The organism is Ralstonia sp. 1138 (assembly GCF_040544795.1).
GTDB classification, from domain to species: domain Bacteria; phylum Pseudomonadota; class Gammaproteobacteria; order Burkholderiales; family Burkholderiaceae; genus Ralstonia; species Ralstonia flatus.
This window is the reverse complement of sequence record NZ_JBEPKQ010000002.1, coordinates 490,874-515,032: the sequence shown is the minus strand read 5'-3', so window position 1 is coordinate 515,032 and position 24,159 is coordinate 490,874. Positions and strand designations below refer to the sequence as shown.

Below are 24,159 nucleotides of genomic sequence, written 5' to 3'. Positions count from 1 at the left end.
TCTGCTGACCATCGCGCGGTCAGCCCTTGAGTGTTTGCTCCAGCACGTGCAACTCGTGGTTGAGCTGGGCGTCCTTCGTGCGCTCATCGGCGATCTTGCGCACCGCGTGCAGCACCGTAGTGTGGTCGCGCCCGCCGAACAATTCGCCAATCTCGGGCAGGCTTTTCTGCGTGAGTTCCTTGGCCAGATACATGGCGATCTGGCGCGGGCGCGCGATGTTGGCCGGCCGCTTCTTGGAGTACATGTCCGCGACCTTGATGTTGTAGAAATCCGCGCAGGTCTTCTGGATGTTCTCCACCGAGATCTGGCGGTTCTGCACGGTCAGCAGGTCTTTGAGCGCCTCGCGCGTGACCTCGATCGTGATCTCTTTGCCGTGGAAGTTCGAGTACGCCAGGATCTTGCGCAACGCGCCTTCCAGCTCGCGCACGTTCGAGCGCAGGTGCTTGGCGACGAAGAACGCCACCTCTTCCGGCACGGTCACGTTCTCGGCCTGCGCCTTCTTCATCAGAATCGCGACGCGCATTTCCAGCTCGGGCGGCTCGATGGCCACGGTCAGGCCGGAGTCGAAGCGCGAGATCAGGCGGTCGTCGATGCCGGTGATCTCTTTCGGATACGTATCGCTGGTAATGATGACCTGCGCCCGGTTGGCGATCAGCGCCTCGAACGCGTAGAAGAATTCTTCCTGCGTGCGGTTCTTGCCCGAGAAGAACTGGATGTCATCGATCAGCAACAGATCGAGCGAGTGGTAGTAGCGCTTGAAATCGTCAAACGCCTTGCGCTGATACGCCTTCACCACATCGGACACGTACTGCTCTGCGTGGATGTAGCGGATGCGCGCACGCGGGTTCTCCATCAGCATGAAATTACCGATGGCATGGATCAAGTGCGTCTTGCCCAGGCCCACGCCGCCGTACAGGTACAGCGGGTTGTACGACTTGCCCGGGTTGTTGGCGACTTGGATAGCCGCCGCGCGCGCCAACTGGTTCGCCTTACCGGTGACGAAGTTGTCGAACGTCAGGATCTGATTGAGGCGCGAGCGCTCGTGCACGGAATCGTCCACCGGCGCCTGCGGCGGCGCGGACAGGCTCGTGACCACGGCGGGCGCCTGCGGCGGCATGCGATACGACTGCGCGCTGACCTCGGCGGCGTCCATCACGGGCACGTCGATATCGGCGGCGGCATGGCTGGCCGTTGCCAGCGCGGTTTCGCGATACACGGACGGCGCGGGGCGCAGCGTGGCAGCGTCATGCGCGACACCGTTGCCGGTCGGCATGGCCTGCCGCGATTGACCTGCTTGCGCACCGAGGGGTTGCATCGGCACCGGCGCAAGCGCCGGCTGGAGGGCCGCCTGGCGCTGGCCGGCGGTCGGGTCGAGCACGAACTGCACGTCGACTGCCGCCTCCCAGTAGTCGCAGGCGAGCGACTGGATGCGGCCCGAGAACTGGCTCTTGACCCAGTCGAGCTTGAAGCGGTTGGGCGCGGCAATCCGCAGCGTGCACGCCTGCTCGTCAAACGACAGCGGCGTCAGCGGCTTGATCCACGTCTTGAATTGTTGCGGCGTCAGCTCACTCTCGAGCTGAGCGGACGCCGCATGCCAGAAATCCTGCATCGTTATCGTTAGGTGTTTGACCGGCGCCACACGCGTCAGATGACGTCCCCGGGAGGGCCGGCCGCCGGGCCCCTGGCGCTGGCCAGAAACCGGGTGGCTTTCGTTATTGGAACGGGATTGTACCCCCTGCCGAAAGTTATCCACAAAGGATAAGTCTGTGGATAACCTGTGGACCCGCTGTGAGTAGCGGTGGACAACCGATTTTGTTGACTTGCCGCAAACCCAGTCCTGACAAGGCTTTTCGCAGAGCACACCAAGCCGCACAAGGCGATGGGGACAACTCGCCAGCGGGTGGATTTCGGGCGCGGAGCGCACGTTATCCCCAATCAGCAAGGCTTGACAGATGTGGGAAATGCCGCTTAAATGTCGGGTTCTGCGATGCGCAGCAGGGGAGCGCACGCTTGTTCGTGTCAGATGCGGGGCGAAAAACACTTCGTCGCGACTGATCCGGCTTAGGCCCGATGCTCTCGGTGCCCGATGTTCCGGTGACACCCTAGACCTGAACAACATAGCGCACGGCAGTCTGCGTGGGCGATTTCTCTGACTGAATCGACACCAGGCCGCGGCGGTAGCCCTAGGCCCGGCGCGTGCGGCAATGTCCGCACCACCCATTAACAAGAGAGTGCATCATGAAGCGTACCTATCAACCTTCCGTTACCCGTCGCAAGCGCACCCACGGTTTCCGTGTTCGCATGAAGACCCGTGGTGGCCGTGCCGTGCTGAACGCACGCCGCGCCAAGGGCCGTAAGCGCCTGGCCATCTAAAGACGGCCGCGCCGAGGGTGACGGCTCATAGCCGTTGCCCATGGCTTTGCGGCACGCTGGCGATGGGCCTGCACGCCTACCCCAAGGCCGCGAGGCTGACAAAAACGGATGAGTTTTCATCCGTTTTTGCTTTGCGGCCGGTCCGGCGTAGTCGTCACTTCGTTCTGTATGTGCGTGCCAATGGCGCCGCCCAAGCGCGCCTGGGCGTGGTGATCGGCAAGAAATTCGCCAAACGCGCTGTCGAGCGCAACCTCATCAAGCGTCAGTGCCGCGAGTTGTTCCGCCTGCGGCAGCCTTTGCTGGGCGGGCGCGACGTGCTGATCCGCCTGCACGCCAAGTTTCCGCGCCAGGACGTGCCAACCGTGACCGCCTTCAAGCGCATCTGCCGTGAAGAGCTGGTGCACCTCTTTGAGGTTGCCGCGCGTCCATTGCCGGCACCGCCTTCGGCCACACCGTCCCAGCCCGGCGCTGGGAGCACGCCATGACGCGCGTGCTGCTGTTTCTGCTGCGCATCTACAAAGTGGCGTTCAGCCCGTTTGTGGGCGCGCAATGCCGTTTCCTCCCGACCTGTTCCGACTACGCGCGCGATGCCGTGCTCGCTCATGGGCCCGGTTACGGCAGTTATCTTGCGGCAAAACGTCTATGCCGCTGCCATCCGTTCGCACAAGGCGGGTATGATCCTGTGCCGCCCGCCGCTGGCGACGCTGTGTCCCGCTCCACCGATCCCGCATCGACCGACGCGACCGCAGCTGACTCCCAGCCTGCGCGGCCGTCGATCCAGGCAGTGCCGGACAACGTAGCGAGCAACCCGAGGTTGGACCCGGAAGCGCAACCGTACAAGGGTACGGTGAGCATCGCAGGTTCAAGACCGGGCTGCGCAGCCGTTTTTCGGCGCTGGCTTCACCTTCCCAGACCGTAATCCGACATGGATATCAAACGCACCATTCTCTGGGTGATCTTCTCGCTGGCGGTTGTCCTGCTGTTCGACAACTGGCAACGCGCGAATGGCCACCAGTCGATGTTCTTCCCGACGCCGCAAACGGCCACGACCACGGCCGCCGCGCCGGGCAGCACGCCCGCAGGCGATGTGCCGAAGAGCGCCTCGACGACGGCAGCCGCCGGGTCGCAAGCCGCCCCGGCTACGGGCGCCGCGTCGCAAGCACCGGCTTCGGAAAAGATCGTCATCTCGACCGACCTGCTGCGCGCCACCATCGACACCGACGGCGCCATCGTCACCAAGCTCGAACTGCTCGATCAGAAGGACCACGACGGCAACCCGATGGTGCTGTTCGACCGCAGCGTCGAGCGTACCTATCTGGCTCGCTCGGGCCTGATCGGCGGCGACTTCCCGAACCACACGACGGTGTTTGCAGCATCGGCCGGCCCGCGTGACCTGGGCACGGGCAACGATGTCTCGATCACGCTGACGGCCGACAAGGGCGGCGCCAAGCTGGCCAAGACGTACGTCTTCAAGCGCGGCAGCTACGTGATCGACACGCGCTTCGACGTGACGAACGACGGCACCGCGCCGATCAACCCGACCCTGTACCTGGAACTGGCCCGCGACGGCGGCGCGATCGAGCAGTCGCGCTTCTACAGCACGTTCACCGGCCCCGCCGTGTACACCGACGGCGACAAGTTCCACAAGATCACCTTTGCCGACATCGACAAGGGCAAGGCACAGGTGCCGGCCCCGACCGACAGCGGCTGGGTGGCGATGGTGCAGCACTACTTTGCGTCGGCCTGGATTCCGGCAGACAACGTCAAGCGCGAGTACTACGTCAACCGCGTCGACAACAACTTCTACCGCATCGGCATCCAGGAGCCGCTGGGCACCGTGGCGCCGGGCGCCAGCGTGTCGGCCACGGCGCGCCTGTTCGCCGGCCCGCAGCAAGCGCGCATGCTTGAGGCCATCACCCCGGGCCTGGACCTGGTGAAAGACTATGGCTGGCTGACCATCGTCGCCAAGCCGCTGTTCTGGCTGCTGGAAAAGATCCACGCGCTGCTGGGCAACTGGGGCTGGTCGATCGTCGCACTGACGGTGCTGATCAAGCTGGTGTTCTTCCCGCTGTCGGCCACGAGCTACCGTTCGATGGCCAAGATGAAGGACCTGCAGCCGCGCATGACGGCCATCCGCGAGCGCCACAAGGGCGATCCGCAGAAGATGAACCAGGAAATGATGACGCTGTACCGCACCGAGAAGGTCAACCCGCTCGGCGGCTGCCTGCCGATCGTGATCCAGATTCCGGTGTTCATGGCGCTGTACTGGGCGCTGCTGTCGTCGGTGGAAATGCGCGGTGCGCCCTGGATCGGCTGGGTGCACGATCTGTCCACGCCTGACCCGTTCTACATCCTGCCGGTGCTGATGGCCGTGTCGATGTTCGTGCAGACCAAGCTGAACCCGACGCCGCCGGACCCGGTGCAGGCCAAGGTGATGATGTTCATGCCGATCGCGTTCTCGGTGATGTTCTTCTTCTTCCCGGCCGGCCTGGTGCTGTACTGGGTGGTGAACAACTGCCTGTCGATCGCGCAGCAATGGTCGATCAACCGCATGCTGGGCACCAACAACAAGGCGGCACCCGCCAAGTAAGGCGAATGCGCTTCAGCAAAAAGGGCACCTCCGGGTGCCCTTTTTCATGCCTGCCAGAAACGCTTCAAGACCTCACACCGGTGCGTGGCAAACGGCTTCGATGTTGTGACCGTCGGGGTCGCGCACGAACGCGGCGTAGTAATTCGGGTGATAGTGCGCGCGCACGCCGGGCGCGCCGTTGTCGGTGCCGCCGGCAGCCATCGCAGCGGCGTAGAACGCCTCCACCTCGCCACGCGTATCGACGCGAAAGGCCACGTGCAGCGGCGGCTTGTTCGGCGCCTGCCCCGCCATCGCCGCCGAAATCCAGAACTCCGCCTTGCCCGGTGGGCCAAAGCCGGCCACGTCGGTGTGGCCGGTAACGGCCGCCGGAAACTCCAGCACCTTGGCCAGGCCAATGGCGCCAAGTGCCTGCTCGTAGAACCGCTTGCTGGCGTCGAAATCGCTGACGACGACGCCGGTGTGATCGATCATCCGAATCTCCTTGGAAACTGGCGCGCAAGGGCGCGGCTGCCGCACAATACCGCCCATGACTGCAGCTGACCACCCCACCGCCTTGCCGAACGCTTCCACCGCGCCACGCGCGCCCATCCTCACCATTCCCATCGCGGCGATTGCCACCGCGCCGGGGCGGGGCGGCATCGGCGTGGTGCGCGTGTCGGGGCCTGATGTGCGCGCCGTCATGCAAGCCGTATGCGGGCGCGTGCTGACGCCGCGGCAGGCAACCTACCTGCCGTTCCTCGACGCCGGCGGCAATGCCATCGATCGCGGCATCGCGCTGTGGTTTCCGGCGCCGCATTCGTACACGGGCGAAGACGTGCTCGAGCTGCAGGGCCACGGCGGCCCCGTCGTGATGCAGCTGCTGCTGCAGCGCTGCCTGGCCGCCGGCCGCGAGATCGGCCTGCGCGTGGCTGAGCCCGGCGAGTTCACGCGCCGCGCCTTCCTCAACGACAAGATGGATCTGGCGCAGGCCGAGGCCGTGGCCGACCTGATCGAAGCCAGCACCGAAGCGGCCGCACGTTCGGCGGCGCGCTCGCTCGATGGCGCATTTTCGCAGGCGGTGCATGCGCTGGTCGAGCGCGTGATCCATCTGCGCATGCTGGTGGAAGCGACGCTGGATTTTCCCGAAGAGGAAATCGACTTCCTTGAGGCGTCCGACGCGCGCGGCCAGCTTGCCGACATTCGTGCGGCCGTTGACGGCGTGCTCGCGCAGGCGCGCCAGGGTGCGCTGCTGCGCGAAGGCCTGCATGTGGTGCTGGCGGGGCAGCCGAACGTCGGCAAGTCGTCGCTGCTCAATGCGCTGGCCGGCGCGGAGCTTGCCATCGTCACGCCAATTGCCGGCACCACGCGCGACAAGGTGCAGCAGACCATCCAGATTGAAGGCATCCCGCTGAACATCGTCGACACGGCGGGCCTGCGCGATACGGAAGACGAAGTGGAGCGCATCGGCATCGAGCGCACGTGGGCCGCCATCGCCCGCGCCGATGTCGTGCTGCATTTGCTGGATGCCGCGGACTATCGCGCCAACGGCCTGTCGCCCGAAGACGCCGCGATCGACGCACGCATCGCCGAGCACGTGCCCGCCGGCGTGCCGACCCTGCGTGTCATCAACAAGATCGACCTCTCGGGCGTGGCCGCACCAGGCCGCGTGGATGCAGAGCCCCCCGAGGTGTGGCTATCGGCGCGCGACGGCCTTGGCGTCGAACTGCTGCGCGCGGCGTTGCTCGAGATTGCCGGCTGGCAGGGCGGCGGCGAGGGGCTTTACCTCGCCCGCGAGCGCCATCTCGCGGCGCTGCGCACGGCGCGCGACCATCTCGCCACTGCGGCCGAGCACGCGGCACAGCAAGCGCAATCACTGGATCTGTTTGCCGAAGAGCTGCGGCTTGCGCAGGAGGCGTTGAACAGCATTACGGGGGCGTTTTCCAGCGATGATTTGCTGGGGGTGATTTTTAGTCGGTTCTGCATCGGCAAGTGACCGCCCCATGTCTGCCTACCCCGTTTCCATCAAAGGCGTCCTTCGCGCACCCACCGGCGATGTCGTCCTGCTACTCAATGAACGGGAAGAATGGGAGCTGCCCGGCGGGCGCATCGAACTTGGCGAAACGTCCATCGAGTGCCTAGTCCGCGAGATTGCCGAAGAGTTGAATTTGCACGTGGAGGTGAGCGCGTTGATCGACACGTACCTGTTCGAAGTCGTGCCGGGCAAGCACGTGTTCATTGCCACATATGCGTGCGCGCTGGTCGGCCCGTTCGAGCCGACCGTCAGTCATGAGCACAAGCGCCTCGGGCTGTTTGCGCCGGATGCATTGCCGACGAATTTGCCGGAGGGCTATCGGGCGTCGATAGCGGCGGCGCTGAAGGCGGCAGCCTAGCGCGATGCGTGCGCTCTTCATTTGCAGCCGCAATCGGCTGCGTAGCCCGACGGCAGAAGCAGTCTTCGCCCAATGGCCAAATGTCGAGACCGACTCTGCGGGCTTGGCGCCCGACGCAGACGTACAACTCGATGCCGACCAGCTTGACTGGGCCGAGGTGGTTTTCGTCATGGAGCGCAGCCACCAGCGACGCCTGTCGCAACGGTTTGGTGCGCGGCTACGCGGCAAGCACGTCGTATGTCTGGATATTCCCGACAACTACGCGTTCATGCAGCCCGAACTCGTCGCCTTGCTAGAGAAACGCGTCGGTCCGCATCTGCGCGGTTGACTGCAAGGCAGCCGTTCAATCCCGGCCCCACCGCCAGCGCGGCGGCTCGCCCTTCCACCAGCAAACCAGCACCAGCAGCCCTGACACACCCAGCACGTACAACGAAAAACCCAACTGCGTGCGCCCCGGGTGCAGCCCGACGATGCCGGCCACCAGCAATACAGCATAGATGGCGAGCACCACCCAGCCCTGCCAACGCGAAGGGAAACCCCATCCCCAGCCGTAGCGCTTGGCGGGAAACCAGTACTCGTTGGAATCGGTAGACATCGTTGTTTGGGAACGCGCGTGCAAAGGATGCCCGCTACTGTACTCCCGCACAGAATCGGCGCAACAAACGCCAACAGCCAGCCGGTCATTTACCGCTGGCGGATGTCGTTTGCAACAGAGAAGGGCGCGCAGGGCGCACCGAAGCGGCGGACAATGGCGCACAGGCCATCAACCGCATCTTGCTAGCTTCTGTATCGGGGAGTGGAGCGTTGGTTGAATCCGGAAAGGCTTCCGGTACGCACGAAGCGTTACGAACCAAGCTCGGCGGAACGGAGGTCGAATGACTTCACACCGCCAGCGGCAGCACCCGACTGGTGCTACCGAAACAATCGCGCGATCTTAGTAGAGCTTCTTCGGCAGCATTTGCGAACGCAGGCGTTTACGCGTACGCGACACAGCAGCAGCCTTCTTGCGCTTGCGCTCGGTCGTCGGCTTTTCGTAAGCGGTGCGGGCGCGCAGTTCCTTGATCAGGCCAGTGCGCTCGATTTCACGGCGGAAGCGGCGCAGTGCAACTTCGACCGGCTCGTTTTCTTTCAGACGGATGGTGGTCATCGGGTCCCTTGCTCAGTATTCGGGTGGACGGCGAAACAGCGGATTATATACCGCCCAGAGGGCGTGCAGTGTAGTTGAATCTGTTTACCGATGCAAGGCACTTCCGATTGTGGCGGAAAGGCCATTTCTTCGGCCATTTTTACGCAGATGCGTGGCCTTGATACTACGCCGCGAGCAACCGCCCGCCAGGGGCAGGTGCGGGAGAGGAACGCCGCTTGCTCAACGCGAGCATCTCTCCAGGCTCTCTACCGTGGAACGCGTTCCCAAGTCTGCGCCCGCGCCGGTTGCTGCAACCGCCACCCTCCTCGCCGAAGCGCTGCCCGAACAGCTGCGCTATGTCGACGACACACGCCCTGGCTACACCCGGCGCCGGCTGCGCGGCCAATTCGTCTATTTCGACACCCGTGGCCAGCGCATCCGCGACCCGGCGGTCATTGCCCGAATCAACAAGCTGGCGATCCCGCCGGCCTATACCGATGTCTGGATCTGCCCACACGCGGGCGGTCATCTGCAGGCGACGGGGCGTGACGCGCGTGGGCGCAAGCAATATCGCTATCACGCAGAATGGCGCGCCTTTCGCGATGCCGATAAATACGGGCGGCTGCTGGCCTTCGGGGCGGTGCTGCCGCGGGTGCGCGAGGCGATCACCGCCCACCTGGAAGCGCCGGGCCTGTCGCGCGAAAAGATGCTGGCGACGGTGGTCTACCTGCTGGACGTGACGCTGGTGCGCGTGGGCAACGCGGCGTATGCGCGCGACAACCGCTCCTATGGGCTCACGACGCTGCGCAATCGGCATGTGGAGGTGCACGGCAACACGGTGCGCTTTCAGTTTCGCGGCAAGAGCGGCGTGGAGCACGACGTGTCGGTATCGGACCCGCGCCTGGCGCGCATCATCCGGCGCTGCGTCGATCTGCCGGGGCAGGAGTTATTCCAGTACATCGACGAAGCTGGGGATCGCCGCGTAGTCGATTCCACGGATGTGAATGCATACTTACAAGAGATTTCCGGTGCGGATTTCACGGCGAAGGACTACCGCACCTGGGCGGGCAGCGTGCTGGCGCTGGACCTGCTGCGTGGGCGACCGGCGACCAATGCCACCGAGGCGCGCAGGCAAGTGGTGGAGGCCATTGCCGCAGTAGCTCAACGCCTGGGGAACACGCCGGCCGTCTGCCGAAAGTGCTACGTGCATCCGGCCGTGGTGGACGCCTTCCTGGCGGGCGAGCTGGCAGCACTGCCCCCGGTTCGGGCACGCAAGGGCCTGCGACGCGAAGAGGTGGCGCTGCTTCGATTTCTCGAACACACCGCCGAGGCAAACGGCGCGGGCAAAAAAAAGCCCGCCTGAACAAGGCGGGCTTTCGAGCGAACAGACGCCAACTTACTTCGATTGCTGCGGCGTCATGTCCGGCGTGGCGGGCGCGACGCCCGGAGCAGCCGTCGGCTGCGCCTGCCGTGCGGCCACGGTGGTGCTCTGCTCCTGCAGGCCGCCGCCCAGCGCCGTGTACAGATCGATGGCGTTGGTCAGGCGCGCCAGGCGCGTCTGCACCAGCGTCTGATCGGCGCTGAACAGATCGCGCTGCGCATCGAGCACGTCGAGGAAGCTCGACACGCCGTTGCGATAGCGCTGGTCAGACAGCGTCAGGCGATCGGCCGTGGCATCGCGGAAACGCTTCTGCGCGGCCACCTGCTCTTCCAGCGTGCCGCGCGCCACGAGGGCGTCGGACACCTCGCGGAAGGCCGTCTGGATCGTCTTCTCGTAGTTGGCAACCGCAATCTTCTGGTTGGTCTTGGTCAAGTCCAGGTTGAAGATGTTGGTGCCCCAATTGAAGATCGGCAGCGTGAGGTTCGGCACGAACGACCAAAACCCCGTTCCGCTCTTGAACAGATCATGCAGCGCGCCGCTTGCCGTGCCCACGTTGGACGTCAGCCCGATGCTCGGGAAGAACGCCGCACGCGCCACGCCAATGTTGGCGTTGGCGGCAACCAGCTTCTGCTCGGCCTGGCGGATGTCCGGGCGCTGCTCCAGCAGCTCCGACGGCACACCCGGGGGAATGTCGGCCACGATCTTTTCAGACGACACCGTGGTCGGCGCAGGCAGGTCGGCCGGCAACGGCGCCCCGACCAGCAGCACCAGCGCGTTGGTCGCCTGGGCGTACTGGCGCGTGAGCTGTGCCACCGACACGCGCGCCGATTCCACCAGCGTCTCGGTCTGGCGCAGGTCCAGGGCGGACGAAGCACCCACGTCAAAACGCTGCTTGGCCAGCTTGTAGTAGTCCTCGCGGCCCTTCAGGGTCTGCTGGGCCAGGTCCAGCTGCTCGGCGTAGGCGCGCTCGTTCAGGTAAGCCTTGGCCACCTGCGAGATCAGGCTGATCTGCGCAGCACGCCGGCCTTCGTCCGTCGCCAGATAACTCGCACGCGCAGACGACGTGACGTCGCCCACGCTGAACAGGTTCACCTGGTAGTTGCTGATGCCCACGCCAAGCTGGTACTGCTTGGTGTAGACGTCGCCGCCGGTGGTCGAGATCGACGGCGGCGTGTGGCTGCGCGTGTACGTGGCAGACGCGTTGACCGGCGGCAGCAGGTCAGCGATCTGCAGGCGGTACTGCGCACGCGCGGCCTCGACGTTGAGCATGGCCACGCGCAGGTCGCGGTTGTTCTCGAGCGCCAGGCCGATCAGCTTCTGCAGGCGCGCATCGGGGAAGAACTCGCGCCAGCCCAGTTCGGTCGCGCGGGGCGCGTTCTCGCCGGGCTTGGCGGAGTCCGCCGGCACGGCATAGCCGGCCGGTGCCTGCGGATACGCGCTCGTTATCGGAGCATCCGGGCGCTCATAGGTGGGCGCCAGCGAGCAGCCGGACAGCACGCCGGCAGCCAGCAGGAGCGCCGGCAGCAGCGCGGGGGTTCGAAAGGTCATCGTTTTCTGCATGTTCAGATTTCCTCGTCCAGCGGACGGTGCGCGGCATCCAGACGGCGTTGACGCTCGCTGCCCTTGAAGATGCGGCGGACCACCACGAAGAACACAGGCACCAGCACCACGGCCAGCACCGTCGCGGTGAACATCCCGCCCATCACGCCGGTACCGATGGCGCGCTGGCTGGCGGAGCTGGCGCCCGTGGCAATTGCCAGCGGCAGCACACCCAGGATGAAGGCGAACGACGTCATGATGATCGGGCGGAACCGCAGGTGCACGGCTTCCAGCGTCGCCTCGATCAGGCCCTTGCCTTGCGCCTGCAAGTCCTTCGCAAACTCGATGATCAGAATGGCGTTCTTGGCGGACAGGCCCACCACCGCAATCAGGCCGACCTTGAAGTACACGTCATCCGGCATCGCGCGCAGCGTCACGCCCAGCAGTGCGCCGAGCACCCCCAGCGGCACCACCAGAATCACCGCCGCCGGGATCGACCAGCTTTCGTACAGCGCCGCCAGCACCAGGAACACCGCCAGCAGCGACAGCGCGTACAGCGCCGGCGCCTGCGAGCCCGAGGCCTTTTCCTGCAGCGACTGGCCCGTCCACTCGTAGCCGATACCGGCCGGCAGCTTGGCCGCCAGGCGTTCCATCTCGGCCATGGCGTCACCCGAGCTGGCACCCGGTGCAGCCGCACCCGAAAGGCGGACTGCCGGATAGCCGTTGTAGCGCACGAGCTGCACCGGACCGACGATCCAGTGGCCCTTGGCGAACGTCGACATCGGAACCATGTTGCCCTGACCGTTGCGCACGTACAGGTTCATGATGTCTTCGGGCTGCATGCGGTTGATCTTGTCCGCTTGCACGATCACACGCTGCTGACGACCGTAGTTCGGGAAGTCGTTGGCGTACGCCGAACCCAGCGCCGTCGACAGCACGGCGTTGATGTCGGTGAACGAGACGCCCAGCGCATTGGCCTTCTCGCGGTCGATATCCACCTGGTACTGCGGCGAATCTTCCAGACCTTCCGGGCGCATGCCGGTGATGATCTTGCTTTGCGCCGCCATCCCCATCAGCTGATTGCGGGCTGCCATCAGCGCGTCGTGGCCCAGGCCCGCGCGGTCCTGCAGACGGAACGTGAAGCCCGTTGCGTTACCCAGTTCCGGAATCGGCGGCGGGTTGAGCGGGAAGACGATCGCATCGCGAATGCCGCCGAACAGCGCACCAAAGGCACGGCCGGCCACGGCATCAGCGGTTTGGTCCTTGCCCTTGCGCTCGCTCCAGTCCTTGAACGGGGTGAACACGATACCGGCGTTCGGGCCGTTACCCGAGAAGCTGAAGCCCTGCACGGCCACGATGTTCTCGACCGCCTTTTCCTGCTTGTAGTAGTTCTCGACCTGCTTGATCACTTCCAGCGTGCGGTTGGCCGAGGCACCCGGCGGCAACTGGATGTTGGTCACGATGTAGCCCTGGTCTTCGGTCGGCAGGAACGAAGACGGCAGGCGCAGGAACAGGAACACCACCGCAGCGATCAGCACCGCGTAGATGACCATGTAGCGGAAGGTCTTCTTCAGGATGCGTTCCACGAAGCTCTGGTAGCGATTCGTGGTGGTGCTGAACATGCGGTTGAACCAGCCGAAGAAGCCTTTCTTCTCGTGGTGCGAACCCTTCTCGATCGGCTTGAGCAGCGTCGAGCACAGTGCCGGCGTGAGCGTCAGCGCCATGAGTGCCGAGAAGAAGATCGACGACACCATCGACAGCGAGAACTGGCGATAGATCGCGCCCACCGAGCCCGAGAAGAACGCCATCGGGATGAACACGGCCATCAGCACCAGCGTAATACCGATGATGGCGCCTGTGATCTGGCCCATGGCCTTGCGGGTCGCTTCGCGCGGGGGCAGGCCTTCTTCGGCCATGATCCGCTCGACGTTTTCCACCACCACGATGGCATCGTCAACGAGAATACCGATCGCCAGCACGAGGCCGAACATCGTCAGCACGTTGATGGAGAAACCCATCGCGTTCATGACGGCAAACGCGCCCAGCAGCGAGATCGGCACCACGATCGACGGCACCAGCGTGTAGCGGATGTTCTGCAGGAACAGCAGCATCACCAGGAACACCAGCACCATGGCCTCGAACAGCGTCTTGACCACTTCCTCGATCGAGATCTGGACGAACTTCGAGGTGTCGTACGGCACTTTGTATTCCACGCCGGCCGGGAAGTACTTCGACAGCTCTTCCAGCTTGGCCTTCACGGCCTTGGCGGTGCCCAGCGCGTTACCCGTGGGCGAAAGCTGCACACCAATGGCCGAAATCGGCTGGCCGTTGATCCGCGCAGACGTCGAGTAGGTCTGGCCGCCGAGTTCCAGGCGCGCCACGTCCTTCACGCGCACCAGCGAACCGTCCGGCTTGGCGACCAGCACGATGTTGCCGAACTGCTCGGTGGTCGTGAGCTGGCCTTCCACCACGACCGTCGCCGCGAGCGGCTGGTCGGAGACGGACGGCAGATCGCCGATCGTACCGGCCGAGACCAGGGCGTTCTGCGCACGGATGGCGTTGTAGACGTCCGTCGGGGTCAGCTTGTAGCCGACTAGCTTGGCCGGATCGATCCAGACGCGCATCGCGCGCTCCGTACCGAACAGCACCGCCTGACCCACGCCCGGCACGCGCTTGATTTCGTTCAGCACGTTGCGCGAGATGTAGTCGCCCAGTGCCACCGGGTCCATCTTGCCGTCGGTGGATGCCAGCGTGGCGAACAGCAGGAAGTTCGAGCGCGCCTTGTCGACCTGCACACCCTGCTGGGTCACCTGCGAAGGCAGACGCGCTTCCACGCGCTTCAGGCGGTTCTGCACGTCCACCTGCGCCAGCGCCGGATCGGTACCGGCCTTGAACGTCACGGTGATCTGCGCTTGGCCGTTACCGCCCTGGCTGACCGACTCCATATAGAGCAGGCCGTCCGCACCGTTCATTTCTTGCTCGATGATGCTGGTGACGGATTCGTCCAGCGTCTTCGCATTGGCGCCCGGATACGTTGCCGTGATGATGACGGACGGCGGCGCAATGGTCGGGTACTGCGAGATCGGCAGCTGGGTGATCGAAATCGCCCCAGCAAGGATGATGAACAGCGCGAGCACCCAGGCAAAGACCGGGCGATCGATAAAAAACTTTGCCATGCGATGGCTCCTTGTTTACTGCTTGGCTGCCGGTGCGCTGGCAGCGGGAGTGCTTGCAGCAGGGGCGCTGGCCGCCGGGGCAGCCGCTGCGCCGCTACCCTGGCCGCCCTGACCTTGCGTGGCCTTGCCCTGGCCCGCCGACATCGGCTGCCACGGCACGGCCTTGACCGGTGCGCCCGGACGAACCTTCTGCAGGCCGTCGACGATCACCTTGTCGCCCGCCTTCAGGCCGCTGGAGACGATCCAGTCCGTGCCGATCGAGCGGTCGGCCTGAACCTGGCGTACTGCAGCCATGCCCTTTTCGTCGACCACCATGACGGAGGCGCCGTCCGGGCTGCGCGTCACCGCTTGTTGCGGCACCGTGATGGCCTGTTCGTCCACGGCCTGCTCCAGGCGGGCACGCACGTACATGCCCGGCAGCAGCGTGCGGTCGGCGTTCGGAACGATCGCGCGCAGCGTGATCGTGCCCGTGGCCGGGTCCACCGTCAGGTCCGAGAAGTAGAGCTTGCCCGGTTGGGCATAGGCACGGCCGTCTTCCGTCACGAGCGTGACCTTGGCCGCATCGCCACCGGCCTTGGCCAGCTTGCCGTCCTTGAGCGCCTGCTGCAGACGCATCACTTCGGTGCTCGACTGCGTGAAGGTCAGGTAGATCGGGTCGATCTGCTGCACGGTCGTCAGCAGCGTCGCCTCGCCCTGGCCCACGAGCGCGCCTTCGGTGACCTGCGCCAGACCGGCACGGCCGGAGATGGGCGAGGTCACACTGGCGTAGCCGACGTTCAGCTTGGCGGTTTCCACGGCAGCGCGGGCGGCGGCCACGTCGGCGGTGGCTTGCTTGGCGGCGGCGGTGGCGTCGTCGTAGTCCTGCTTGCTGATGGCGTTGGTGGCGACCAGCGGCTTGTAACGCTCAGCCTTCAACTGCGCCTGCGTTTGCGTGGCCTCCGAACGCGCAAGCTGTGCCTTGGCGCTGTCCAGCGACGCCTGATACTGCGCCGGATCGATCTGGAACAACTGCTGGCCGGCCTTCACGTCACTGCCTTCAGCGTAGGTGCGCTTGAGCACAATGCCCGCGACTCGTGCGCGCACCTGCGCCACACGCGTGGCCTCCAGGCGGCCCGGCAACTCGCTGGTCAGGCCAACGGAGTGCGGCTGCACGGTCACAACGCCGACTTCGGTCGGAGGCATGCCGGCGCCGCCCGGCCCTTGTGCCTGCTTGTTGCCGCAGGCTGCAAGTGCCACCACCATGAATGCGGCGGCAGCGAGTTGGTGATAACGGCGGGTGTTCGTCATAGATGACCCCATGTGGCGATAAGCGGAATGCCGGGTGCCGCAACGCCGCGCAAACGAGTGCGACGCCGGCAAGCCGTCAGCGAAACCAAAAGACACAAAACGAAAACGTCCGATGCTAGCCGTATCTGGCGGCACGCGATATGGCCTTTGCGACGAACTCGCAACAACTCGGACCAGAATGCTTAGACGCGGGAGCGATCGGCAGTCGATCTCCGACCCGCTGACCGACAAGACATGAAGTCGGCCCCGGGCCGCTTGCCCGCATGGATGTGGCGCATACGGCCATGGGCAAGCGACGGAGTGCGCGCTATTATAGATACGTTCGCGTATGTATGTAAGTCTCGCCCTCGACGAATAGGGACTCCGTTGACACATTTCCGGAGTTCGTAGCAATGAGCGCGACGAAGCGGACAGGCGGCGAATACCGCGCTGCGACAAGCATTGTCAGCCAATGGACCCGTTGCCGCGTTGTGCGGAGCGCAATGGTGCGTTGCCTGGAATTGTGCATTGCACAAAAGCCAATCGAAAGAACGCCGGACGAGATGCCCCGGCGTTCCTCTGGAAGATCATGGTCAGACGAACGAAGGAAGAAGCCCTGGAAACACGTAACCGCATTCTGGATGCGGCGGAAGACGTGTTCTATGCGCGCGGCGTGGCACGCACATCCCTCTCCGATATTGCGCAGGCGGCGGGCGTGACGCGCGGCGCCATCTATTGGCACTTCCGTAACAAGACCGACGTCTTCGCCGCCATGTGCGAGCGCGTGAAGCTGCCGATGGAGACGATGTGCACGCCGCTGGGCGTGGAGGCCGATGACCCGCTGGGTGAACTGCGCACCGTGGGCAACTTCCTGCTGCGGCAACTCGTGGAAGACGCGCACTGGCGCAAGGTCTTCGAGATCATGTTCAACAAGTGCGAGTTCGTCGAAGACACCAGCCCCATCCTCAAGCGCCAGCAGGAATCGTTTGAGGAAGGCATGGCCCATCTGACGAGCATCATCGAGCAGGCGACGCGGCGGGGGCAGTTGCCGGCCGACCTCGACATCCCCCTGGCCGTGGCGCATTTTCATGCCACGTTCAACGGCATCATGGGCGATTACCTGTTCTACCCGGACGCTTCCAGCCTCGCCACCAAGCGCGAGCGCCTGCTGGATGCCTGCATCGACACGCTCAAATACGCGCCGTCGCTGCGGCTGGAACCGGCAGCCGCAGCGGCCGCCCGCGCCGGGGCCTCGGCATGAACGCGCCGGTGTTCGATCAGATGGTCTTTGCCGGCGGCGGCAACCGCTGCTGGTGGCAGGCCGGCTGGTGGGACGTCGTGCAGCCCGAACTGGGCTTGGCGCCGCGCGTGATTGCCGGCATCTCGGCCGGCGCATCGACGGCGTGCATGCTGCATGCATGGAATTCCGCCGAGCTGATGGATTACTACGGCGAAGCCTTGCGCCAAAACACCCGCAACGCCCATTGGGGCAACCTGCTGCGCGGCGAGCGCGTGTTTCCGCACTACGGCATGTACCGCACGGCGCTGCTGACGGTGTTCGGCGAGGGCCGCTTCGCGCGGCTGGCGCAGGCGCCCGAGATCCGCATCGGCGTGGCACATATCCCGCGCTGGCTGGGCGCACGCTCAGCGGTGGCGGCGGGGCTGATTGCGTACAACATCGAAAAGCACGTTCGCAAGACGCTGCACCCGACGCTCGGCAAGCGCCTCGGCTTCACGCCGGAAATCGTGCGCGCGCAGGACTGCGCCACTCCGGAAGACTTGGCGGACCTGCTGCTGCAATCCGCCTCCACGCCGCCGTTCACGCCGGTGCTGCGGCGCGCGGGGCGGCCGGTGCTCGACGGCGGCATGGTCGACAACGTGCCGGTGCACGCGCTGGACGCCACGCCGGGCGACGCGCTGGTGCTGGTCACACGCCTGTACCCGCGCCCGACGTATTTCCGCATGGACGTGCCGGTGGCGGAGGGCGTGCAGCGCCGCTTTTATGTACAGCCCTCGCGCAAGGTCCCCATTTCGAGCTGGGATTACACCCGGCCCGGCGCCATGCGCGACGCCTATGCGCTCGGCCGTCATGACGGCGAAACCTTCCTGCGCGAACTTCCACGCGGGTTCGCCACGGCGGTGGCGGCGTAACCACCTCCTCCAAGACAGGCGGCGGGCGCGCCGCTTGCTCCACATGGCGCGCCCGCCGGCGTGCCTGCCAGGTCGTCCGGCCGATGCTTGTTCGACGGACACTTCATGCCCGCAAACCCTGCACATGCGTTTGACCTGATCGTGATCGGCGCCGGTTCGGCCGGGCTCGCAGCGGCGCGCCGGTCTGCGCAACTTGGCGCGCGCACGCTGCTGATCGACCGTGCCCAAGTCGGCGGCACCTGCGTCAACCGCGGCTGCGTGCCGAAGAAGCTGCTCGGCTACGGCGCCGCCTGGTCGCAGACGATCGCTCGGTGCTTGCGCGCTGCAGACACCTCCCGCACCTCGGACGCCTGGGCCGATGCCATCGCCCGCACGCGCGCCGAAGTCGCGCGGCTGCACGAAGCACATTTCGCCCAACTGGGCGATGCCGGCGTGCAATGGCTGAGCGGCATGGCGTCGCTGCGGGGCCGCGGCATCGTCCGCTTGCAAACCGAATCTGGCAAGACCACGCTGCGGGCACGCCAGATCGTGCTGGCCGCCGGCGCGCGCCCCACGCCGCTCCCCGTACCCGGCGCTGAGCTGGCCTGCACTTCCGACGACGTATTCGGCTGGGACGCGCTGCCCGCCTCGCTCATCATCGCGGGCGGCGGTGTTGTCGCGGTGGAAATGGCGTCCACGCTGGCGCGCTTTGGCGTCCGGGTGACCGTGCTGACGCGCGATGCGCGCGTGCTGCCGGAATTCGATGCCACGGTGGCCGAGGCCGCTTCGCAGTCGCTGGCTCGCTGCGGCGTCGACCTGATCCTGAACGTCGACGTCGTCCGCATCGAACACGATGCCGGAAACGGCGGCGGCGGCGGCGGCGGCGGCGTGGCCGTCTACGCGAGCACCGAGGGCAGCGACGCTCCGCGCGTGCTGCGCGCCCAGCGTGTCATGAGCGCCATCGGCCGGGCGCCGAACATTGCCGGCCTTGGCCTGGACGCTGCCGGCGTCACGCTCGATGCGCACGGGCGCATTGCCGTCGACCGCCACTTCCGTACGCGCGCCCGCGGCGTCCACGCAGTCGGCGACGTCTGCGGCGGCAGCCCGCTGCAATTGACGCCCGTAGCCGCCGCGCAGGGCCGCTACGTGGCCGAACGCCTATTCGGCAAAGGCATCAAGCTGCCCGACATGAACGCCGTGCCGATGGCCGTGTTCTGCGATCCGGCCATCGCCAGCGTGGGCCTGACCGAGGCCGACGCCCGCGCGCGCTGGCCTGAATTGGGCAAGCGCGGGCCAGACACCGACAAACGCGCCCTTGCCGACCGCATCGACGTGGTCGTCCGCCGCTTTGTCTCGCTGGAACAGCGCTTTGCGGGCTCGGGAATGGAGTCGCTGATCAAGCTGGTATGCAATGCGCGCAGCGGCCGCGTGCTCGGCGCGCACATTGTCGACAACGCGGCGCCGGAGATCATCCAGGCGCTCGCGGTGGCCGTGCGCATGGGCGTGCGGCTCAAGCATCTGCAGTCCACCGTGGGGCTGCACCCGACCGTGGCGGAGGAATTGCTGAGCATGTAAGCGCACTCATTCAATTTTCCTGATCCCGCCCTGCAAATCCATGCACGTTACTGGCGCGGCGTCGGCGCAGAATGGCAGACATATTCTTCAGGAAATTTGACATGCTCCCCGTGCTTTATCTGTCCCATGGGTCGCCCATGCTAGCGGCCGATCCCGGCCCCGTCGGCAAGATGCTGGCGGCGCTCGGGGAAGAGATGGCTGCGCTCAAGCCGCGCGCCATCGTCGTGGTGTCGCCGCACTGGATGACGCGCCGGCCGGCTGTCACCGCCCGCGCGCAGCAGGAAGCCTGGCACGACTTCGGCGGCTTCCCACCGCAGCTCTACGCCCTGGAATACGCCCCGCCGGGCGCGCCGGACTTGGCCGAACGCATCCGCACGCTGATCGACGGCAACATCGTCCCTGGGCTGGAAGAACAGGCCTCCACCGTGCTGGACCCGCGCCAGCCGCTGGACCATGGCGCCTGGGTGCCGCTGATGCTGATGTTTCCGGAGGCAACGATCCCCGTAGTGCAGGTGTCGTTGATGCCGGGCTTGTCACCGGCGTGCCAGATGGCGATGGGGCGCACGCTCGCGCCGCTGCGCGACGAGGGCGTGCTGATCGTCGGCTCCGGCAGCTTCACGCACAACCTGCGCGCGCTGATGCGCGGCCCGGGCATGGCGCAGCACGGCGTGCCGGTCGAGCCGTGGGTAACGGCCTTCCGCGAATGGATGATCGAGACGATGACCGACGGCATCCGCAGCGGCGACTTCACCCGGTTCTGCGATTACCGCGCGCAAGCCCCGAACGCCGCCCACGCCCACCCGACCGACGAACACCTGATGCCGCTGTACGTGGCACTGGGCGCCGCGATGGGGCAGCCGAGCCAAGCCACGCCGGGCGGCGTGCAGGCTCAGCACGTGGTCGATACGGTGACGTACGGATCGTTGGCGATGGACAGCTTCCGCTTTGACGGCGCGGGCGCCAATCAGCCGCAGCTGCGCGCCGCGGCTTGATTGGCGGAAACGACGGGCAGGACGACTGGCGTTATGCGCGGATCAGCGCAGGCGCCAGTGCCGTCGGATTGACCACGCTGTCGACGTTGCCCTGCAGAACATCGAGGATGTTCTGGAACGCGATGCTGAAGTACAGCTCGTAGCCTTCGCGCTCGACGTAGCCGATGTGCGGCGTGCAGATGCAGTTCTCCATGCGCAGCAGGGTGTGGCCCTGCAAGATGGGCTCCGTTTCAAACACGTCGATGGCGGCCATACCCGGGCGCCCGCGGTTGAGCGACGTCACCAGGCCGTTTTCTTCCACCAGCTCGGCACGGCTCGTATTGACGAAGAGGGCCGTCGGCTTCATGCGCGTGAGGTCGGCCACCGTGACGATGCCGCGCGTTTCGTCGTTCAGGCGCAGGTGGACGGACAGCACATCAGACAGCTCGAACAGCGCTTCCTTCGAATCCGCCACGGCAAAACCGTCTGCGCGTGCCCGCTCTTGCGACCCCTCGCGGCCCCACACCAGCACATTCATGCCGAAGGCGCGACCATAGCCGGCCACGAGCTGGCCGATCTTGCCGTAGCCGAAGATGCCCAGCGTCTGGCCCTTCAGGACGCGGCCAATGCCAAAGTTGGGCGGCATCGTCGTGGATTTCAGCCCCGACTGCTGCCACGCGCCGTGCTTGAGGCTCGCCACGTATTGCGGAATACGGCGCTGTGCGGCCATCACCAGCGCCCAGGTCAGCTCGGCCGGCGCCACGGGCGAGCCCTTGCCCTCCAGCACCACCACACCCTTGTCGGTGCAGGCATCCAGATCGATATGGCCGCCGGAGTCGCGCGATACGCGGCCGGTCTGGCTGATGATCTTGAGTTTGGGCAGGCGATCAAGCAACTGACGCGTCACGCGCGTGCGCTCCCGGATCAGCACAATGGCTTCAACGTCCGCCACGCGTGCGGCCAATTGCCCCACACCTTTGACGGTGTTGTTGAACACTTTGACTTCGTGGTCTTGCAGCAGGCTGAAGCAGTCCAGCTTGCGAACAGCGTCTTGGTAGTCGTCCAGTACGGCAATCTTCATCGACATCTCACTTCGAACAATGGTGCGCAGCAAAAAACAGCGATCCCTCGCGGTGGTATTCTTCCCATCCCTCGTCGCACGACAATCCGTGTCGACGTTCGGAATTGCCCGCCGCGGGCACGCAATTTGCGCAGCCCCGCTGGTGACGAGTCCTTGTTCTAGGGTCTGTTGACCTCGGTCCCGCCACTTTAGCGCACGCGGCCCCCGCTGCCCGGAAAAACCCACCTTCCGCCAGCGCACCGCTTTGTAACTGAATGTGAAATCAGCACGGCTACCGTCCCTCCGCCTGCCTCACCTCTCCCTCTGGAAACCGCTGATCCGGCCCGCTTCCGATGCGCCGTCGATCGCTTTCCACCCCGCCGCTGGGCGCGGCCACCGTGCTGATCCGACACCGATTTCTTTCTCACTTCCATTGGAGTTTTGGTCATGAATCAACCCGTGATGCAGGGCGTGCCCGCATTGAACGTGCCCGATTACGTGAAACACCCACGCCTGATCGCGTGGGTGGGCGAGGTGGCAGCCCTCACCAAGCCGGAGCGCATCGTCTGGTGCGATGGTTCGCAAGAGGAATACGACCGCCTGTGCGCCGAAATGGTGGCCGCCGGCACGATGAAGCAGCTCAATCCGGCCAAGCGCAAGAACTCGTACCTGGCGCTGTCCGACCCGTCGGACGTGGCGCGCGTGGAAGACCGCACCTTCATCTGCTCGCAGAAGAAGGAAGACGCCGGCCCCACCAACAACTGGACGGCCCCGGCCGAGATGCGCCAGACGCTGAACGGCCTGTTTGACGGCAGCATGCGCGGCCGCACGCTGTACGTGGTGCCGTTCTCGATGGGCCCGCTGGGCTCGCCGATCGCACACATCGGCGTGGAGCTGTCGGACAGCCCGTACGTGGCCGTCAACATGCGCATCATGACCCGCATGGGCCGCGCGGTGTACGACGTGCTGGGCACCGACGGCGATTTCGTGCCGTGCGTGCACACCGTCGGCAAGCCGCTCGCAGCCGGCGAGAAAGACGTGCCGTGGCCGTGCAACCCGACCAAGTACATCGTGCATTTCCCGGAAACGCGCGAAATCTGGTCGTTCGGCTCCGGCTACGGCGGCAACGCGCTGCTGGGCAAGAAATGCTTCGCGCTGCGGATCGCCTCGACCATGGGCCGCGACCAGGGCTGGCTGGCCGAGCACATGCTGATCCTGGGCGTGACGTCGCCGGAAGGCAAGACGTATCACGTGGCGGCGGCCTTCCCGTCGGCCTGCGGCAAGACCAACTTTGCGATGCTGATTCCGCCGGCGGGCCTGAACGGCTGGAAGGTGACGACCATCGGCGACGACATCGCCTGGATCAAGCCCCGCCAGGACGCCAACGGCAAAACGCGCCTGTACGCCATCAACCCGGAAGCCGGCTACTTTGGCGTGGCCCCGGGCACGAGCGAGAAGACCAACTTCAACGCGATGGCCACGCTCAAAGAGAACGTCATCTTCACCAACGTGGCCCTGACCGACGACGGCGACGTGTGGTGGGAAGGCATGACCGACACGCCGCCGGCGCACCTGATCGACTGGCAAGGCCAGGACTGGACGCCCGAGACCGCCAAGGAAACCGGCCGCAAGGCTGCCCATCCGAACGCGCGTTTCACGGCGCCCGCCGCACAATGCCCGTCGATCGATCCGGAGTGGGACAACCCGGCCGGCGTACCCATTGATGCGTTCATCTTCGGCGGCCGCCGTTCGACCACGGTGCCGCTCGTGACCGAAGCGCGCGACTGGACCGAAGGCGTGTACATGGCTGCCACGATGGGCTCGGAAACCACCGCCGCCGCTGCCGGCCAGCAAGGCGTGGTGCGCCGCGACCCGTTCGCCATGCTGCCGTTCTGCGGCTACAACATGGCCGACTACTTCGCGCACTGGCTCAAGGTCGGCGAGAAGCTGGCCAAGAGCGGCGCAACGCTGCCGAAGATCTTCTGCGTGAACTGGTTCCGCAAGGATGAAAACGGCAAGTTCGTGTGGCCGGGCTTTGGCGAGAACATGCGCGTGCTCAAGTGGATGGTCGATCGCATCGAAGGCCAGGCGCAGGGCGATGAGCACGTCTTCGGCGTGTCGCCGCGCTACGAAGAACTGAGCTGGGATGGCCTGGACTTCACGGCCGAGCAGTTCGCCAAGGTGATCTCGCTGGACGCGGCAGCCTGGAAGGAGGAACTGGCGCTGCACGACGAGCTGTTCACAAAACTGGCGCACGGCCTGCCGCAGGCGCTGCCCGACGCCAAGACCCGCCTGGAAGAACGCCTAGGCGGCTGACCTCGGTTTCGCCGTCGACCCCAAGAAGCCCGCCGTGTGCGGGCTTTTTTTTTCGCCCATGCTGGAACGCTGGCTAAACAATGAGCAGTAATCCTAAAGTTTTAAATCACGCGGATTACCCCTGCCCACAAAACAGATCAATTGATTTTTGGCGAATTGATTTGCGTTGTAAAAAATACCGGCTCCCACACGAGAATGACCATTATGCCAAGCCGAGCATAATTGCCGCGTATTTATGCCACGCCTGAATCATTGAACGGCCGCATCGGCGAAGAACGTTGCCTGGC

The 24,159-nt window shown here is 65.3% G+C and carries 20 protein-coding genes and 1 pseudogene; 13 read left to right on the top strand and 8 right to left on the bottom strand.

Annotated features, from left to right (window positions below; all coding sequences use genetic code 11):
- Window positions 1-19 precede the first annotated feature (19 nt).
- A complete protein-coding gene (gene dnaA / locus ABIC76_RS10075; RefSeq protein ID WP_354533849.1) occupies window positions 20-1,609 on the bottom strand; it encodes a chromosomal replication initiator protein DnaA in 1,590 nt (529 codons plus the stop codon).
- A gap of 629 nt (window positions 1,610-2,238) precedes the next feature.
- Here dnaA and rpmH point away from each other — a divergent pair.
- The 4 genes and pseudogenes from rpmH (at window position 2,239) to yidC (ending at window position 4,963) form a co-directional block, all read left to right on the top strand.
- Entirely contained in the window at window positions 2,239-2,373 is a 135-nt protein-coding gene (rpmH, locus tag ABIC76_RS10070) for a 50S ribosomal protein L34 (protein ID WP_003262958.1), read from the top strand.
- A gap of 62 nt (window positions 2,374-2,435) precedes the next feature.
- Window positions 2,436-2,858 carry a ribonuclease P protein component gene (rnpA, locus tag ABIC76_RS10065; RefSeq protein ID WP_147213434.1) on the top strand — a complete coding sequence of 141 codons (423 nt, stop codon included), beginning with the start codon at window positions 2,436-2,438 and terminating at the stop codon, window positions 2,856-2,858.
- A pseudogene (yidD, locus tag ABIC76_RS10060) lies at window positions 2,855-3,151 on the top strand (membrane protein insertion efficiency factor YidD); the annotation flags it as partial. The gene rnpA and the pseudogene yidD, both read left to right, overlap by 4 nt.
- A gap of 147 nt (window positions 3,152-3,298) precedes the next feature.
- Entirely contained in the window at window positions 3,299-4,963 is a 1,665-nt protein-coding gene (gene yidC / locus ABIC76_RS10055) for a membrane protein insertase YidC (protein ID WP_027678621.1), read from the top strand.
- A gap of 72 nt (window positions 4,964-5,035) precedes the next feature.
- Here the strand turns inward: yidC and ABIC76_RS10050 are convergent, their stop codons facing one another.
- A complete protein-coding gene (locus tag ABIC76_RS10050; protein ID WP_102064201.1) occupies window positions 5,036-5,434 on the bottom strand; it encodes a VOC family protein in 399 nt (132 codons plus the stop codon).
- Between the two features lie 55 nt (window positions 5,435-5,489).
- Between ABIC76_RS10050 and mnmE the strand changes: the two genes are divergently transcribed.
- Genes mnmE through ABIC76_RS10035 form a run of 3 tightly spaced genes read left to right on the top strand, consistent with a single transcriptional unit; the run spans window position 5,490 to window position 7,660 of the window.
- Complete coding sequence (mnmE, locus tag ABIC76_RS10045) at window positions 5,490-6,935, top strand: tRNA uridine-5-carboxymethylaminomethyl(34) synthesis GTPase MnmE (protein WP_354533848.1); 1,446 nt, start codon at window positions 5,490-5,492, stop codon at window positions 6,933-6,935.
- 7 nt (window positions 6,936-6,942) lie between these two features.
- The gene (locus tag ABIC76_RS10040) at window positions 6,943-7,332 is read left to right on the top strand and encodes an NUDIX hydrolase (protein ID WP_354533847.1); all 390 of its coding nucleotides are present in this window, start codon (window positions 6,943-6,945) and stop codon (window positions 7,330-7,332) included.
- Window positions 7,333-7,336: 4 nt separating this feature from the next.
- The gene (locus tag ABIC76_RS10035) at window positions 7,337-7,660 is read left to right on the top strand and encodes a low molecular weight protein tyrosine phosphatase family protein (protein WP_354533846.1); all 324 of its coding nucleotides are present in this window, start codon (window positions 7,337-7,339) and stop codon (window positions 7,658-7,660) included.
- A 15-nt stretch (window positions 7,661-7,675) separates the two neighbouring features.
- On the opposite strand, the gene ABIC76_RS10030 is transcribed toward ABIC76_RS10035, so the two are convergent.
- A complete protein-coding gene (locus ABIC76_RS10030; RefSeq protein WP_354533845.1) occupies window positions 7,676-7,927 on the bottom strand; it encodes a hypothetical protein in 252 nt (83 codons plus the stop codon).
- Window positions 7,928-8,266: 339 nt separating this feature from the next.
- Complete coding sequence (gene rpsU / locus ABIC76_RS10025) at window positions 8,267-8,479, bottom strand: 30S ribosomal protein S21 (RefSeq protein WP_003262970.1); 213 nt, start codon at window positions 8,477-8,479, stop codon at window positions 8,267-8,269.
- A gap of 250 nt (window positions 8,480-8,729) precedes the next feature.
- Here rpsU and ABIC76_RS10020 point away from each other — a divergent pair, with 250 nt between their 5' ends.
- Window positions 8,730-9,821, top strand: a complete 1,092-nt coding sequence (locus tag ABIC76_RS10020) for a DNA topoisomerase IB (protein WP_354533844.1) — start codon at window positions 8,730-8,732, stop codon at window positions 9,819-9,821.
- A gap of 33 nt (window positions 9,822-9,854) precedes the next feature.
- Here ABIC76_RS10020 and ABIC76_RS10015 read toward each other — a convergent pair whose 3' ends face one another.
- The 3 genes from ABIC76_RS10015 to ABIC76_RS10005 are packed head-to-tail and all read right to left on the bottom strand — an operon-like array spanning window position 9,855 to window position 15,841.
- Entirely contained in the window at window positions 9,855-11,399 is a 1,545-nt protein-coding gene (locus ABIC76_RS10015; protein WP_354533843.1) for an efflux transporter outer membrane subunit, read from the bottom strand.
- 2 nt (window positions 11,400-11,401) lie between these two features.
- Window positions 11,402-14,554: an efflux RND transporter permease subunit gene (locus tag ABIC76_RS10010; protein WP_102064194.1), complete on the bottom strand. Its 3,153-nt coding sequence runs from the start codon at window positions 14,552-14,554 to the stop codon at window positions 11,402-11,404.
- 15 nt (window positions 14,555-14,569) lie between these two features.
- Complete coding sequence (locus tag ABIC76_RS10005; RefSeq protein WP_354533842.1) at window positions 14,570-15,841, bottom strand: efflux RND transporter periplasmic adaptor subunit; 1,272 nt, start codon at window positions 15,839-15,841, stop codon at window positions 14,570-14,572.
- A gap of 568 nt (window positions 15,842-16,409) precedes the next feature.
- On the opposite strand from ABIC76_RS10005, the gene ABIC76_RS10000 reads away from it, so the two are divergent.
- From ABIC76_RS10000 to ABIC76_RS09985, 4 genes are all read left to right on the top strand, one after another.
- Window positions 16,410-17,081 (top strand): TetR family transcriptional regulator, encoded by a 672-nt coding sequence (locus ABIC76_RS10000; protein ID WP_027678631.1) that lies wholly within the window; start codon window positions 16,410-16,412, stop codon window positions 17,079-17,081.
- Window positions 17,078-17,971, top strand: a complete 894-nt coding sequence (locus ABIC76_RS09995; protein WP_102064192.1) for a patatin-like phospholipase family protein — start codon at window positions 17,078-17,080, stop codon at window positions 17,969-17,971. Before ABIC76_RS10000 ends, ABIC76_RS09995 begins: the two co-directional genes overlap by 4 nt.
- A 105-nt stretch (window positions 17,972-18,076) precedes the next feature.
- Entirely contained in the window at window positions 18,077-19,525 is a 1,449-nt protein-coding gene (locus ABIC76_RS09990) for a dihydrolipoyl dehydrogenase family protein (protein WP_354533841.1), read from the top strand.
- Between the two features lie 101 nt (window positions 19,526-19,626).
- A complete protein-coding gene (locus ABIC76_RS09985; RefSeq protein ID WP_354533840.1) occupies window positions 19,627-20,517 on the top strand; it encodes a DODA-type extradiol aromatic ring-opening family dioxygenase in 891 nt (296 codons plus the stop codon).
- A 31-nt stretch (window positions 20,518-20,548) separates the two neighbouring features.
- On the opposite strand, the gene ABIC76_RS09980 is transcribed toward ABIC76_RS09985, so the two are convergent.
- Window positions 20,549-21,577, bottom strand: a complete 1,029-nt coding sequence (locus ABIC76_RS09980) for a D-2-hydroxyacid dehydrogenase family protein (RefSeq protein ID WP_354533839.1) — start codon at window positions 21,575-21,577, stop codon at window positions 20,549-20,551.
- 426 nt (window positions 21,578-22,003) lie between these two features.
- Between ABIC76_RS09980 and ABIC76_RS09975 the strand changes: the two genes are divergently transcribed.
- Window positions 22,004-23,872, top strand: coding sequence for a phosphoenolpyruvate carboxykinase (GTP) (locus ABIC76_RS09975; protein ID WP_354533838.1), 1,869 nt, complete (start codon window positions 22,004-22,006; stop codon window positions 23,870-23,872).
- Window positions 23,873-24,159: the final 287 nt, after the last annotated feature.